This is a genomic window from Thioalkalivibrio sp. ALJ2 (assembly GCF_000378325.1).
Taxonomy (GTDB): domain Bacteria; phylum Pseudomonadota; class Gammaproteobacteria; order Ectothiorhodospirales; family Ectothiorhodospiraceae; genus Thioalkalivibrio.
Genome location: NZ_KB899558.1, coordinates 183,665 through 196,473 on the forward strand (window position 1 = coordinate 183,665; position 12,809 = coordinate 196,473).

Annotated in this window: 11 protein-coding genes and 1 pseudogene; 8 read left to right on the top strand and 4 right to left on the bottom strand. The window is 64.1% G+C overall.

Annotated elements, in window-relative coordinates:
- Window positions 1-122: 122 nt before the first annotated feature.
- The 6 genes and pseudogenes from mgtE (F468_RS0111310) (at window position 123) to F468_RS0111330 (ending at window position 6,371) form a co-directional block, all read left to right on the top strand.
- Window positions 123-1,481, top strand: a complete 1,359-nt coding sequence (gene mgtE, locus F468_RS0111310; RefSeq protein WP_018995206.1) for a magnesium transporter — start codon at window positions 123-125, stop codon at window positions 1,479-1,481.
- Window positions 1,482-1,492: 11 nt separating this feature from the next.
- Window positions 1,493-2,851 (top strand): magnesium transporter, encoded by a 1,359-nt coding sequence (gene mgtE, locus F468_RS0111315; RefSeq protein ID WP_018648972.1) that lies wholly within the window; start codon window positions 1,493-1,495, stop codon window positions 2,849-2,851.
- Between the two features lie 535 nt (window positions 2,852-3,386).
- Entirely contained in the window at window positions 3,387-3,854 is a 468-nt protein-coding gene (locus tag F468_RS0111320; protein ID WP_018995207.1) for a pilin, read from the top strand.
- 346 nt (window positions 3,855-4,200) lie between these two features.
- A pseudogene (locus F468_RS13815) lies at window positions 4,201-4,479 on the top strand (BrnT family toxin).
- Window positions 4,454-4,759 carry a BrnA antitoxin family protein gene (locus F468_RS14320; RefSeq protein ID WP_081616986.1) on the top strand — a complete coding sequence of 102 codons (306 nt, stop codon included), beginning with the start codon at window positions 4,454-4,456 and terminating at the stop codon, window positions 4,757-4,759. The pseudogene F468_RS13815 and the gene F468_RS14320 overlap by 26 nt, the downstream one beginning before the upstream one ends.
- Window positions 4,760-5,294: 535 nt before the next feature.
- Window positions 5,295-6,371 carry a transposase gene (locus tag F468_RS0111330; RefSeq protein WP_018995208.1) on the top strand — a complete coding sequence of 359 codons (1,077 nt, stop codon included), beginning with the start codon at window positions 5,295-5,297 and terminating at the stop codon, window positions 6,369-6,371.
- A gap of 541 nt (window positions 6,372-6,912) precedes the next feature.
- Here the strand turns inward: F468_RS0111330 and F468_RS0111335 are convergent.
- Window positions 6,913-7,512, bottom strand: coding sequence for a bifunctional 2-polyprenyl-6-hydroxyphenol methylase/3-demethylubiquinol 3-O-methyltransferase UbiG (locus F468_RS0111335; protein WP_018995209.1), 600 nt, complete (start codon window positions 7,510-7,512; stop codon window positions 6,913-6,915).
- A 243-nt stretch (window positions 7,513-7,755) separates the two neighbouring features.
- Here F468_RS0111335 and F468_RS0111340 point away from each other — a divergent pair, with 243 nt between their 5' ends.
- Window positions 7,756-8,598 (top strand): ion transporter, encoded by an 843-nt coding sequence (locus F468_RS0111340; protein WP_018137932.1) that lies wholly within the window; start codon window positions 7,756-7,758, stop codon window positions 8,596-8,598.
- 168 nt (window positions 8,599-8,766) lie between these two features.
- On the opposite strand, the gene F468_RS0111345 is transcribed toward F468_RS0111340, so the two are convergent.
- Window positions 8,767-10,452 carry a 2-isopropylmalate synthase gene (locus F468_RS0111345; RefSeq protein WP_018995210.1) on the bottom strand — a complete coding sequence of 562 codons (1,686 nt, stop codon included), beginning with the start codon at window positions 10,450-10,452 and terminating at the stop codon, window positions 8,767-8,769.
- Between the two features lie 162 nt (window positions 10,453-10,614).
- On the opposite strand from F468_RS0111345, the gene F468_RS0111350 reads away from it, so the two are divergent.
- On the top strand, window positions 10,615-11,106 hold the full coding sequence (locus F468_RS0111350) for an Lrp/AsnC family transcriptional regulator (RefSeq protein WP_018137934.1): 492 nt from the start codon (window positions 10,615-10,617) through the stop codon (window positions 11,104-11,106).
- A gap of 52 nt (window positions 11,107-11,158) precedes the next feature.
- Here F468_RS0111350 and znuB read toward each other — a convergent pair whose 3' ends face one another.
- Entirely contained in the window at window positions 11,159-11,980 is an 822-nt protein-coding gene (znuB, locus tag F468_RS0111355; protein ID WP_012983078.1) for a zinc ABC transporter permease subunit ZnuB, read from the bottom strand.
- The gene (gene znuC / locus F468_RS0111360; protein ID WP_012983079.1) at window positions 11,977-12,807 is read right to left on the bottom strand and encodes a zinc ABC transporter ATP-binding protein ZnuC; all 831 of its coding nucleotides are present in this window, start codon (window positions 12,805-12,807) and stop codon (window positions 11,977-11,979) included. The genes znuB and znuC overlap by 4 nt, the downstream gene beginning before the upstream one ends.
- Window positions 12,808-12,809: the final 2 nt, after the last annotated feature.

The following is a 12,809-nucleotide window of genomic DNA, read 5'->3' on the forward strand; positions in this document are numbered from 1 at the left end:
GAGTGCCGGGAGCGGCCGGGCCCCAGCCCGATCCCGACCGGACCAAGACACCGCATCCATGCGGCGCCTTTGAGGCTGTGTATTCAGCCCCCTGGCCCGCGGATGACAGCCGGGAGTAGGGCATGGATTTGCATCTGGAACAATCCATCATCGAGCTGAAGGAGCTGCTGCGTCTGGACGACCGCGACGGCATCCAGGAACTGCTCGACTACACGCGTGTGCAGGACATCGCGCATGCGCTGATGGAGCTGAACGACGACGACCTGTGCGCGGTGTTCAACCTGCTGGAGCCCGGGCGCAAGGCGGATGTCTTCTCCTACCTCGACACCCCGCACCAGATCCGGCTGCTCGAGGCCTCGCCAAAGGACGACGCCCGCTTCATCCTCTCCGAGATGGAGGCCGACGACCTCACCGGCCTGCTCCAGACCCTGGATCCGGAGACTCTGCGTAGCTACCTGCGGTTGCTGCCGTTTCGCGCCATCCGCCGCGCCCTCAAGCAGCTCAACTACCCGGAGGACTCTACCGGTCGCGTGATGTCCCCGGACGTCGTCGCGGTGGATCCCGACTGGACGCTCAAGCGCGCACTGGCCTTCATCCGTCGCAACGCGGACGAACACTCGAACAACGTGATCTTCGTGGTCGATCAGGACCGCGTGCTGCTCGCTGCAGTGCCGATCCGGCACTTCCTGCGCGCCTCGGCAGACAGCCCGGTGCGCGAACTGCTGGGCGAATCCGATCCGATCACCATCGGGGTATCCGAGTCGGCCGTGGAGGCCGCCCGCAAAATCCAGCACTACGACCTTGAGACCCTGCCCGTGGTCGGCGAAACCGGCGAGCTGCTGGGGGTGATCACGGTCGACGACGTGATGGACGTGCTGGAAGCCGAATCCACCGAGGACTTCCACAAGATCGGCGCGGTCGGAACGCTCCCGCTCTCGCCACAGGATGCGAGCCCCTTTCTCCTGTATCGCAAGCGCGTGGGCTGGCTGATCGGTCTGGTCGCGTTCAACACCATCGGCGCGCTGATGATCTCGCAGTACGAGGAGGCCATTGAGGCGTTGGTGGTGCTGGTGTTCTTCCTGCCGCTGATCATCGACTCCGGCGGCAACGCGGGCGCCCAGAGCGCCACGCTGATGGTGCGCGCCCTGGCCACCGGCGAGGTCACGTCCAAGGACTGGCTGCGGTTGTGGGGCAAGGAGCTCGGCGTGGCCGTCGGGATCGGCGTGACCATGGGTCTGGCCGTATCCGTACTCGGGCTGTGGCGCGGAGGGGCCGACATCGCCCTGCTGGTCGCGATCGCGATGACGCTGATCGTCGCGTTCGCCAGCATGGTCGGCATGCTGCTGCCGTTCATCCTCAGCCGCCTGAAGCTGGACCCGGCCACCGCCAGCGTACCGCTGATCACCGCGATCGCCGACCTCGGCGGCATCATGATCTATTTCTCCCTGGCCGTGGCAATGCTCGGCCTGGCGACTCCGTAGGGGACTGACCGATGAGCCCGACCGACGACGACATCCAGACCCTGCCGCAGACGCTCAAGACCGCGCTGGACCAGCCCACGGAAGACTCGCTCCAGGGGCTTTGCGACGCCCATGCAGGCGCCGACCTGTCGGACGCGCTGGAGGCCCTGCCGGAAGACCGCATGCTGGACTTCTTCCGGCGTCTCGACGTGTCCTGCACCGCCGATGTCTACGCGCACTTGGAGCCCGACCACCAGACGCGCGTGCTGCACGCGCTCGACGAAGACCATGCCAGCCGGCTGATGTCAGCGCTATCCTACGACGATGCCGCCTCGGTCCTGGAAGGCCTGCACGACGACCACGCCGAATCCCTGCTCGAGACCATGCCGGACGACGACCAGGAGGCGCTGGAGACTCTGCTCGGCTTCCCGGAAGAAAGCGCCGGGCGCCTGATGACGCCCGAGTACGCCACCGTGCAGCCGGACTGGTCCGTGGGCGAGGCAATGGACCACCTGCGCGAACACCACGAACTGGCGGAGACCCTCAACACCATCTTCGTGACCACGCCGGAGGGCGAACTGCTGGGGTGGGTGCGCCTGAAGGAACTGCTGCTGTCGCGCCCCACCACCAGCGTGCGCGAGCGCATGCACACCGATGTCGTCAGCATCGCGGCCGAGGAAGACCGCGAAGAGGCGGCCCACCGCATCGGGCATTACGACCTCGACGTCCTCCCCGTGGTCGACGACAACGGCCACCTGCTCGGCATCATCACCGTCGACGACGTGATGGACGTGCTGCGCGCGGAAACCACCGAGGACTTCCACCGCATGGCGGCGGTCGGCGACATGGTGCTCTCCCTGCGCGACGCCAGCATGAGCCTGCTCTACCGCAAGCGCATCGGCTGGCTGCTGATCCTGGTCGCGGTCAATATCTTCGCCGGCATCGCCATCGGCTACTACGAGGCCGCGATCGAAGCCGTCGTCGCGCTGGTCTTCTTCCTGCCCATGGTCATCGCCTCCGGCGGCAACGCCGGGGCCCAGGCCGCCACACTGGTCGTGCGATCACTCGCGGTGAACGACATACAGCTACGCGACTGGTGGCGCCTCGGCGGCAAGGAAGTGCTGGTCGCCACCGCGCTGGGCGTTACCCTCGCCGCCGCCATCTGGGTCTCCGGCAACTGGCTGGGCACCGTCGAGGTCGCCAACGCCATCGCCCTGGGCATGTTCTTCGTGATCGTCTTCGGCTCGCTGTTCGGCATGCTCCTGCCGTTCGCCCTGACCCGCTTCGGCATCGACCCGGCCGTGGCCAGCGCCCCGCTGATCACCTCCGTAATCGACATCGTCGGCATCCTCATCTACTTCGGCGTCGCCGTCGCCGTCCTCGGCCTCTGACCCCAGCAACCGAAGGCACGACACCCCACCACCGCCCCCGTAGGATGCGATGAGCGCAGCGAATCGCATCAGGGTTAACCCCGACGTGGTGATGGTGCGTTTCGCCCGGCTCAACGCACCCTACGAATCGGTTTGCAGTCCCGAGGGCAACACCACGCCCCCACCCCGTCATGGCGAGGCCCCACAGGGGCCGCGGCCATCTCCGAACGCAACCCCGGACCCAGCCATCACGGCCGCAGCGAAGCGAAGAGCCGGGATCTCCACCCCCAACCGAAACCCAGCGCTTACTCACCCGACACAACAGAACGCAAGACCTCAGAAGTGACACCGTGCGTCAGTTCACATGACAAAAATGGTCACATGCGCCCTGTCACACAGTGACCAAACCCGTCATACTCGAAGCATCAGGCGAGCCCAACCCGCCTGACTACGGGGCTTTTCGCGATATGGGGCGAGTTGGCACCCGCCTTGCATTGAACTAGACGGATGCCGCACGGCGGCGCTCCACCTTCCGTCACACACAGGGAGTAACACCATGCATCAAGTTATGCGCGCTGGAATCAACAAACCGAAGGCCCAGCAGGGCTTCACACTTATCGAGCTGATGATCGTGGTTGCGATCATTGGGATCTTGGCGGCGATTGCGCTGCCGGCTTATCAGAACTACACCGTTCGCGCCCAAGTCTCGGAAATCATCTTGGCTGCTTCTGCCGGGCGCACTGACATTGCCGAGTATGTTTCTACTAATGGCGATCTCCCGGACGATGGGTACGGGCTCGAAACGCAGCAATCAGACAAAGTCGTTTCTTCGGTGTGGAATGATGGAGAAATCGTCGTTACCGCAGCAAATGGGATTCACGAAGACGTAGACGGTCAAACCATTATTCTGCGTCCCGCCGGGTACTCGCCTGGTGATGGCACTGTCAACTGGGAATGTGGAGGGTCTATTCCCGAGCGATTCCGCCCCGGTAGCTGCCGTGATTTCAGTGAAAGTAGCGATTAATAAGTAACGGGTAAGGACACCCACTTAGTGCGGAAGCCCCGGCCTCGTGCCGGGGCTTCCTCTTTGAGGGTAAGGACACCCACTTAGTACTGTGGCCCCAGCATCTGTGGGACACCCACTTTCTTCCCAGTTGTCATAAGCCCGATTCGCCGACACCAGCGACACAACTAACTGGCGGCAGACTCCACACTCCCACTCCGCTCTTTCCCCCCAGGACCACTAGCCTTCCGCCGGTGTGTTCGCCGTGGCGCGTTATGCCTTGCCAGACGACCGGGATAGCCCGAGGGTCCGCGGCTAATCCACCTCGCCAAATGCACTCGCCAGTTAATGTACATACAATAATTGGATGGGGATCGAGTTTGACGCAGACAAGGACGCTGCGAACCTGGCGAAACACGGGGTCTCACTCGGCGATGCCCTCGGGCTCGAATGGGATACTCTCCTGGCCATGGAAGACCGACGGAAAAGCTACGGCGAACGTCGGATGCTCGAGTACGCCTAGATGGGCGAACGCTTGTATTGCGTCGAATTCACCAATCGATCATCCGTGCGGCGGATCATCAGCCTGCGCAAAGCCAACAACCGGGAGATTGTGCGTTATGTCGAAATCACTAACGCTACGTAGCGGTCGACGCGTCGTCTTGAACGGCGCCGACGAGGAATCGTCCATTCAGGCCGGAATCAATACGGACCCAGAGACCCGGGAACCTTCCGAAGACGAGACGAAAGCCCTGCGACGCGTGGGTCGCCCGCCTCTACCTGTGACTAAAGAGCGCATCACGATCCGTCTGTCGCCCGACGTCGTGGAGGCATTCCGCGCTACAGGAAAGGGCTGGCAAACGCGAATGGACTCGGCTTTGAAGGACTGGCTCAAGGAACATAGCCCGACGTCTGATAGTCGTTAGTGCCCGGCTGCGGCTCCGGCCGCGGTATGGTATGACCAACTGACATCGCGGTGGCATCTGCGGCACACCCACTTTCCTCCCCACCGCTACACGGCCCCTCGCTCAGGCCCCGGATAACCGCTGCGCGCTTTCCGGGATGGCTACTGGATGCAACGCTTTCATGAAATGATCAGAGACGATCGCTCGCGGGGCACCGAGACTACGACGACACCGCTTTGCGGCGCCCCCAGGGGCTCCAGGCTTGTGACCAGATATTGCCGGGGCACAGAACGCAAAAGGGCCGCCCGCGGATTCCCTTCCCGGACGACCCTTTAGGGGCTTCCTTGCCCCAGGGCACAATCTAGCACGAGCCTCGTGGATTTCCAGCTGCACACCGAAGAGGCCGCCGAACGGTCGTTTTTGCGCCATAGGCGGTACTTTTGGATGGAATAAACTGCGGCATCGTAGGACACCCACTTTCTCAAGACAGGCCCTTGCTATCGCGGCTGATCGCATCTAGGTTCTGAATCGTCCGATTCCATGGAAGGAGTCCACAATGACCCAACCCCGCTCGTCCCTCGTCTCCGTCGAGGACACGCCCTGGTACCACGTCGTTTCACGCTGCGTTCGGCGCGCCTTTCTCTGCGGCGAGGATCGCGTGTCCGGACACAACTTCGAGCATCGCCGCGAATGGATCGAGACGCGGATCCTGGAGCTGGCCGCGATCTTCGCCATCGATGTGGCTGCCTATGCCGTGATGAGCAATCACTACCATGTGGTGGTACGGCTGGACCCTGAACGCGCAGCCTCACTGGACACCGAGTCCGTCCTGCTTCGCTGGACGCGGCTGTTCTCGGGCCCCGAATTGGTCAGGCAGTATCTGTCTCCACGTCGGAAAGCGATGTGCGACGCACAGTTACGCCGGGTCGAGGAGTACGCCCAAACGTATCGGAACCGGCTGGCAGATCTGTCGTGGTTCATGCGTGTGCTGAATGAATCCATCGCACGACAGGCCAATGAGGAGGAAGGCGTCAAGGGACGATTCTGGGAGGGGCGCTTCAAGAGTCAGGCCCTGCTGGATGACGCAGCCGTGCTGGCGGCCATGAGCTACGTGGACTTGAATCCGGTCCGTGCCGGGATGGCCGAAGCCTTGCACGAGTGTGACCACACTTCGCTGAGACGGCGTATCCGCCCGGAGGCCGAGGATGATTCGGCGTGCGCGCCCAGCAACATTTCCCACCGTCCCGGGGCATGCAGTGCACCGGGGACGTTACGCCCCGAAATTGAGCTGCGATCGCTTCCCCGCGCGCCACTGATGCCGTTTGATGCAAGCGGCCAGTTCGAACCGGCGATCCCATTTGCGTTCGAGGATTACCTGGAGCTGACGGACACATTGGGGCGCTGCGTACATCCGACGAAACGAGGATCGATTCCCGCGCACCGCCCTCGCCTGCTCGACCAGCTGGGCATGGATGCCGAAGCCTTTATCCGGCGATCCAGCCATCTATTGCGCGCGTTCGGCTCGGCCATTGGCGCACCGGAGCAGTTGGTGAGCCTCGCCGAACGTCGACAGTGCCGCTACCTCCGAGGAATCTCCATGGCGCGGGCGCTGTTCGCCCGCCCTGCTGCTTGAACCCGAGCGCAGGACGTCGACTTGGCATGGATGAATTTCGGTTGTGTGGGCCGCTCGCGGCCGGTTCGATCCACGTTGTTCCGCGGCACTGTTGGCGAGTTAGGCCTTAGTGGGGCTCACGTGGGCCCCAAAAGAAAGAGCCACCCGGGCTTCCGTTCCTGGGCGGCTCTAGCGAAGGCATCCCTGCCTTCGCGGTTGAAAGTAGCACATCGTTTGCCAATTTCTAGATGTATTTCCCGTTTTTCGTCGAACGGCCCTATGCGCCGACTGAGCGGTACTTCCTCTAACAGAGCAACGATTGTTTTATCTTTCGATTGCAGGCTGAACACCAGGCAATGCGCTTAACCTAGCTCTGCTGAAGAATCAGGGGAGAGTGCGGCGACGGACATGGCAGCGACGTGCCTGGCGCATTGCCCCGGAAGCCGTTGCCCCCGAGATGTGGATAGACACTAAACCGGAGTCACCGTCACTGAAGGGGCGTCAGCAGTTGCACAGGGACTTTGCGGGGCACCCAACCCAAGGCCCAGGCCTCCGCGGTGGATCAACCCGGCTCGGCGGGCTTGCATGCGTGAATCTGCACGACAGCACCACGGCCCGTATGAAAAACACCTTCAACCACGTCACGCTCGACCTCGACCGCATGAATGAACTCAAGGCCGGTCAGTTCATCACGCAGCTCTGGCAGATTCATCATAAGCGCCTCGGTAGGCGGTCCCCCGGTTCCCAGGGCCAGTTGCGCCGGCGTATACCCCTCCAGAATGAAACGCCCGCCAGGCCTCAAGCCAGCGACCGCCTCCCGATGTAGCCGACGCCGAGTATCGGGCGGCAGATGGCAGAAAATCGAGACGACAAGGTCCCAACGGTTCGGCTGGATACTGTAGTCGGTCAGATCCGCGACTTCCGTCCGGATCGCGACATGACGTTGCGTCGCAAGACGCTCGGCCTTCTCCAGACCTACTGACGAACTATCCACCGCCAGCACATCGAACCCACGTTCGGCCAGAAAGACCGCGTTTCGTCCCTCACCTTCGGCCAGGCAAAGAGCTTTCCCAGGCAGAACCCCCGAGATCTGCTCGGCCAGGAAATCGTTCGGGCGAGTACCGTAGACATACTCATCCGTGGCGTACCGTTCATCCCACATCAATCGACTCCACCCGTTGGTTCCTTGCCCTCAAGTATGTGCAGGACACCCACTTTGTGGGCGAGCACCTGCCCTGCGCAGCTAAGGGACACCCACTTTGTGGGTGGGTTCGCGGCTGCCAGCCAATTGCCGGAAAGCGGAGTTTCGCCTACTCTTGCACGCCTTTCCGGACTGGTCCACGGCGAGCCCGCCGCGCCGCCGAAATGTCGAACCACCAGCGAACCACCAGAGTCCAGAACCGCCATGAGCGCACCGACCTCGCTACGCCAGCGCCTCGAGCATTTTATCGAAGCCCGTCTCACCCAGCGCGCAATCATCGCGCTGATCCTGCTGAACGCCGTGACGCTGGGGTTGGAGACGTCCGATACCGTAATGGGCTGGATGGGCCCGGTGATCCTCACGGCAGACGCCGTCATCCTGTCGATCTTTACGGCCGAGGTACTGGCCAAGCTGTTTGTCTATCGCCTGAGTTTCTGGCGCAACCCCTGGAATGTCTTCGACTTCTTCGTGGTGGGGATCGCACTCATCCCGGCCTCCGGACCGTTCTCGGTATTGCGCGTGCTACGACTGCTGCGCCTGGTATCGATGGTGCCCAAACTGCGCTTTATCGTGGAGGCGCTCCTGCGGGCCATCCCCGGGATCGTGTCGATCATGGGCCTGCTGGTGCTGATCTTCTACGTGTTCGCGATCATCGCGACCGGGCTGTTCAGCGACTCGTTCCCGCAAAAATTCGGGACGCTCGGGGCCTCGATGTACAGCCTGTTCCAGGTAATGACACTGGAAGGCTGGTCCGAAGACATCGCACGCCCGGTGATGGAGATCTACCCCTGGGCCTGGGCGTTCTTTGTGCCATTCATCCTGATCGCCACGTTCACCGTGCTGAACCTGTTCATCGCGATCATCGTGGACGCGATGCAGCGCATGCATGATCGCGCAATCGAGATCGAGCAGCAGATGATCCATGACAGCGTGCACGAGGAGAACAAGGCGCTGCACTCGGAGATCCACGAGCTGCAGCAGGAGACGGTCAAGCTTCAGGAACGCCTCATCCGCATGCAGAGCATGCTGGAGAAGCGGGTGAAGTGACGGCCTGACGGGGAGGGTGACGCATGCGAGATTCGCGTGCGAGCACGCTCCCACAGGGGGGGATATGCCCCCGGGTCCCATGAGATCAGCCGCGTCGCGCCTGCGACCGGTGCGTTTCGCGAGGCTCAACGCACCCTACGCGTCCTCGAACGCGCAGGGGCCGCTGGATCAGGCGCTGGCGGCGGCCGGCTCGGCGGCGCGTTCGCCCAGGCGGCGGCCGGTCGCATTGAGCACGGCCTGCAGCGTAGCGGCGGTCGTGTCCTCGCCCAGCGCGACACCGACGGAGCGCTCGCCGTCGACCTGCACGTCCACCGCGGCCATGGCGCGCGCCTCGGTGCCCGACTCCATCGCGTGCTCGTCAAAGTGGCTCACCTTGACCTCGACTCCCCGGTCGGCCTTCATCGCGGCGGTCAGGGCCTCGACCGCGCCGTGGCCCTCGCCCTTCAGGCGCGACTCGCGCCCGGGCGGGCCCATGGTCGCGTCCAGCCGTACCACCGGGCCTTCCTTCTCGATTTCGTAGCGCACCAGATCCCAGCCGGCGACCGGCGTCAGATAGTGCTGCTCGAACAGCTCGTGGATGCGCTGCGAGGAGACCTCGACCTGCGAGGTCTCGGCGTCTTTCTGCACGATGCGGGCGAACTCGATCGCCAGCCAGCGCGGCAGCTCGATGCCGTAGTCGCGCTCCAGCACGTGGGATACCCCACCCTTGCCGGACTGACTGTTGATGCGCACAACCTCCTCATAGCGCCGGCCCAGATCGCTCGGGTCGATCGGCAGGTACGGCACGTTCCAGTGGCCACCCTTCTCCTTGTAGTGCGCCAGTCCCTTGCGGATCGCATCCTGGTGGCTGCCAGAAAACGCGGTGTACACCAGCTCGCCGGCCCACGGGTGGCGCGGATGGACGGGCATGTCGGTGCACTCCTTGTACACGTCCATCAGCCGTTCCATGTCGGACAGGTCAATGGTCGGGTCGATCCCCTGCGAATACAGGTTCATGCCGACGGTGACCAGGTCCATGTTGCCGGTGCGCTCGCCGTTGCCGAACAGCGTGCCCTCCAGACGGTCGGCCCCGGCCAGCAGGCCCAGCTCGGCCGCGGCCACGCCGGTACCGCGGTCGTTGTGCGTATGCAGCGACACGCAGAAGTGCTCGCGGTACTGCACATGGTCGCAGAACCACTCGACCTGGTCGGCGAACACGTTCGGCGTGGCCGACTCGACCGTGGCCGGCAGGTTGATCACGACCTTCTGGCCCTGATCCGGGCGCCAGATCGCGTTCACCGCATCCACGACCTCGACCGCGTAGTCCAGCTCGGTGGTGGAGAAGCTCTCCGGCGAGTACTGGAATATCCAGTCCGTCTGCGGGTACTTCGCCGCGTAGTCGCGCACCCAGCGCGCGCCGTTCTCGGCGATGCCGCGGATGCCGGCACGGTCCATGCGGAAGACCTGCTCGCGCTGCGCCGGGTTGGTGGAGTTGTACACGTGCACCACCGCGCGCGGCGCACCCTCCAGCGCGGCGAAGGTCTTCTGGATCAGGTCCTCGCGCGCCTGGGTCAGCACCTGCACGTACACGCCCTCGGGGATGCGGTCCTCCTCGATCAGGCGGCGAGTGAAGTCGTAGTCGATCTGCGAGGCGGAGGGAAAGCCGATCTCGATCTCGGTCAGACCGATATCCACCAGCACCTCGAAGAAGCGCATCTTCTGCTCGACGCTCATCGGGTGCACCAGCGCCTGGTTGCCGTCGCGCAGGTCCACCGCGCAGAAACGCGGCGCAACCGTGGTGCGCTGCGCCGGCCAGCGGCGGTCCGCCTTGTCGATCGGCGGGAACGGGGCGTACTTGGTGTGATCGAAGGCCATCTTGATTCTCTCCTGGGGCCGCGGCATTCCGTCGCGGCGATTGGTCCACTTGCACATTATCCTAACGAATTTGCGCGGACAGAACCTTGCTTTTTTCGCATACAGCGGGAGGTAAGAGGCTTTTTATTGCTTTAAATGACCTATCTGGCGCAATATTCCACCATGGAACCGCAACCGCACAAGCTCGACCGCTTTGACCGTCACATCCTGGAGATCCTGCAGGAGGACGCCAGCCTGTCGAACCAGGCCCTCGCCGAGCGCGTGGGGCTGAGCCCCTCGCCCTGCCTGCGGCGCGTTCGGGCACTCGAGCAGGCCGGGATCCTGATCCGGCGCGTGGCCCTGCTCGACCGGCGCGCCCTGGGGCTGGAACTGACCGCGCTGATCCACATCGGCATGGACCGCCACACCCCGGAGCGCTTCGCACGCTTCGAGGAGGCGATCGCCAGCTACCCCGAGGTGCAGCACCTGTATCTGATCACCGGGCAATCGGCGGACTACATGCTGCAGGTCGTCGTGCCGGACATGGACGCCTATCAGGACTTCCTGCTGCGGCGGGTGACCCGGCTGGAGGGGGTGGATTCGGTGCACTCGAGCTTCGTCCTGCGCCGCGTGGTGGACCGCACCTCGCTGCCGCTGGACTACATCCGCGACTGACGGCGGGCCGCGAACCTCCCTCCGAAACGGCTCCGATGGCTCAGCGCTTCCCTCAGCGCCCGCCGAACTGGGGCAGCAGACGCGCGGGCAGCAGGTGAATGAGGATGAAGCCCAGCATCGCAGCGACGACGATCGTCGGCCCGGTCGGGGTGTCGTACTGGAACGAACCCCAGACGCCGACGAGCACCGCCAGCATGCCGATCACACCGGCCAGGAACGCCATTTGCTCCGGCGTCGACGCGAAGCGCCGGGCACTCGCGGCCGGAATGATCATCAACGCCGTAATCAGCAAGACGCCGACCACCTGCATCGCGGCCGCGATCACCAGCGCGATCAGCAGCATCAGTCCCAAGCGCACGGCCAGCACCGGCACACCCTCGACCCGCGCCAGTTCCTCGTGCACCGTCAGCGCCAGCAGCGGTCGCCAGAGCAGCACCAGCAGCAACAGCGCAATGCCGCCGCCTATGGCAATCGCCAGCAGGTCATTCGTCCCCACCGCGAGGATGTCGCCGAACAGATAGGCCATCAGGTCCACCCGCAGGCCCTCAATAAAGGTGACCGCCACAATCCCCAGCGACAGCGCGCTGTGCGCCAGGATCCCCAACAAGGTGTCGGAAGCCAGCTCCTGACGGCGCTGCAGGATCACCAGCAGCACGGCGATCGCGACACAGACGATGGTCACCATCAGGTTGAGATTCGTCCCCAGCAGGAACCCGAGCGCCACCCCCAGCAGGGCGGAATGCGAGATCGTGTCGCCGAAATAGGCCATACGCCGCCAGACCACGAAGGCACCCAGCGGCCCGGCCACGGCCGCCACCATCAGCCCTGCCAGCACCGCGCGGAACAGGAAGTCATCCAGCCAGGCTTCGATCATCGTTTCGGCGTTCCCTGTCCGTGATGGTGGGCGTGGCCACAGCCGTGCGACCCGCCCGTTCCGTTGTCATCCAGATCATGCACCTCGCCGTGCAGGTCGTGGACATGGTTGTGGTCATGTTTGTAGATACCGATGCCTTGCACATCGGCGGTGGGGAACAGGCGCTGGTACTCCGGGTGGCGCGAGACCTCCTCCGGCCGGCCGGTGCAGCAGACATGCTGGTTCAGGCAGATCACGGCATCCGCCCCCGCCATGACCAGATGCAGGTCATGCGAGACCATCAGCACCCCGCAGCCGGTCTCGCGCCGAATGTCATCGATCAAGCGAAAGACCTCGCCCTGCCCGACGATATCCACGCCCTGCGCCGGCTCGTCCAGCACCAGCAGATTGGGCCGGTTGAGCAGCGCCCGCGCCAGCAGCACCCGCTGCATCTCGCCCCCGGACAGGGATTGCACCGGCTTGTCCAGCAGGTGCGGGACACCCACCCTTTCCAGGTGCGCCAGCAGCTCGGCCCTCGGCGCGCGCTGGCGCAGCGTCAGAAACCGCCGCACCGACAACGGCAGCACCGGTTCGATCTGCAGGCGCTGCGGCATGTAGCCGATGCGCAGCCCGCGCCGGCGCTTCACCTGCCCCCGCGTCGGCTGCCACAAGCCCAGCAACACCCGCAACAATGAAGTCTTGCCCGCGCCGTTGGGGCCGATCACCACCGCGACCTCGGCCGGCGGGATCTGTACCGAGACCCGGTCGAGAATCAGCTTGCCCCCCCGCTCCAGGGAGATATCACGGGCGTCCAGCAGCGGGCTGTGGTCCGATTCCGGTGCGGACATGG

Coding starts and splice junctions, on each gene's coding strand:
- mgtE (WP_018648972.1), top strand. CDS start 1,493: ATGAGCCCGACCGACGACGACATCCAGACCCTGCCGCAGACGCTCAAG.
- F468_RS0111330 (WP_018995208.1), top strand. CDS start 5,295: ATGACCCAACCCCGCTCGTCCCTCGTCTCCGTCGAGGACACGCCCTGG.
- znuB (WP_012983078.1), bottom strand. CDS start 11,980: ATGATCGAAGCCTGGCTGGATGACTTCCTGTTCCGCGCGGTGCTGGCA.
- mgtE (WP_018995206.1), top strand. CDS start 123: ATGGATTTGCATCTGGAACAATCCATCATCGAGCTGAAGGAGCTGCTG.
- F468_RS0111350 (WP_018137934.1), top strand. CDS start 10,615: ATGGAACCGCAACCGCACAAGCTCGACCGCTTTGACCGTCACATCCTG.
- F468_RS0111335 (WP_018995209.1), bottom strand. CDS start 7,512: ATGTGGGATGAACGGTACGCCACGGATGAGTATGTCTACGGTACTCGC.
- F468_RS0111340 (WP_018137932.1), top strand. CDS start 7,756: ATGAGCGCACCGACCTCGCTACGCCAGCGCCTCGAGCATTTTATCGAA.
- znuC (WP_012983079.1), bottom strand. CDS start 12,807: ATGTCCGCACCGGAATCGGACCACAGCCCGCTGCTGGACGCCCGTGAT.
- F468_RS14320 (WP_081616986.1), top strand. CDS start 4,454: ATGTCGAAATCACTAACGCTACGTAGCGGTCGACGCGTCGTCTTGAAC.
- F468_RS0111345 (WP_018995210.1), bottom strand. CDS start 10,452: ATGGCCTTCGATCACACCAAGTACGCCCCGTTCCCGCCGATCGACAAG.
- F468_RS0111320 (WP_018995207.1), top strand. CDS start 3,387: ATGCATCAAGTTATGCGCGCTGGAATCAACAAACCGAAGGCCCAGCAG.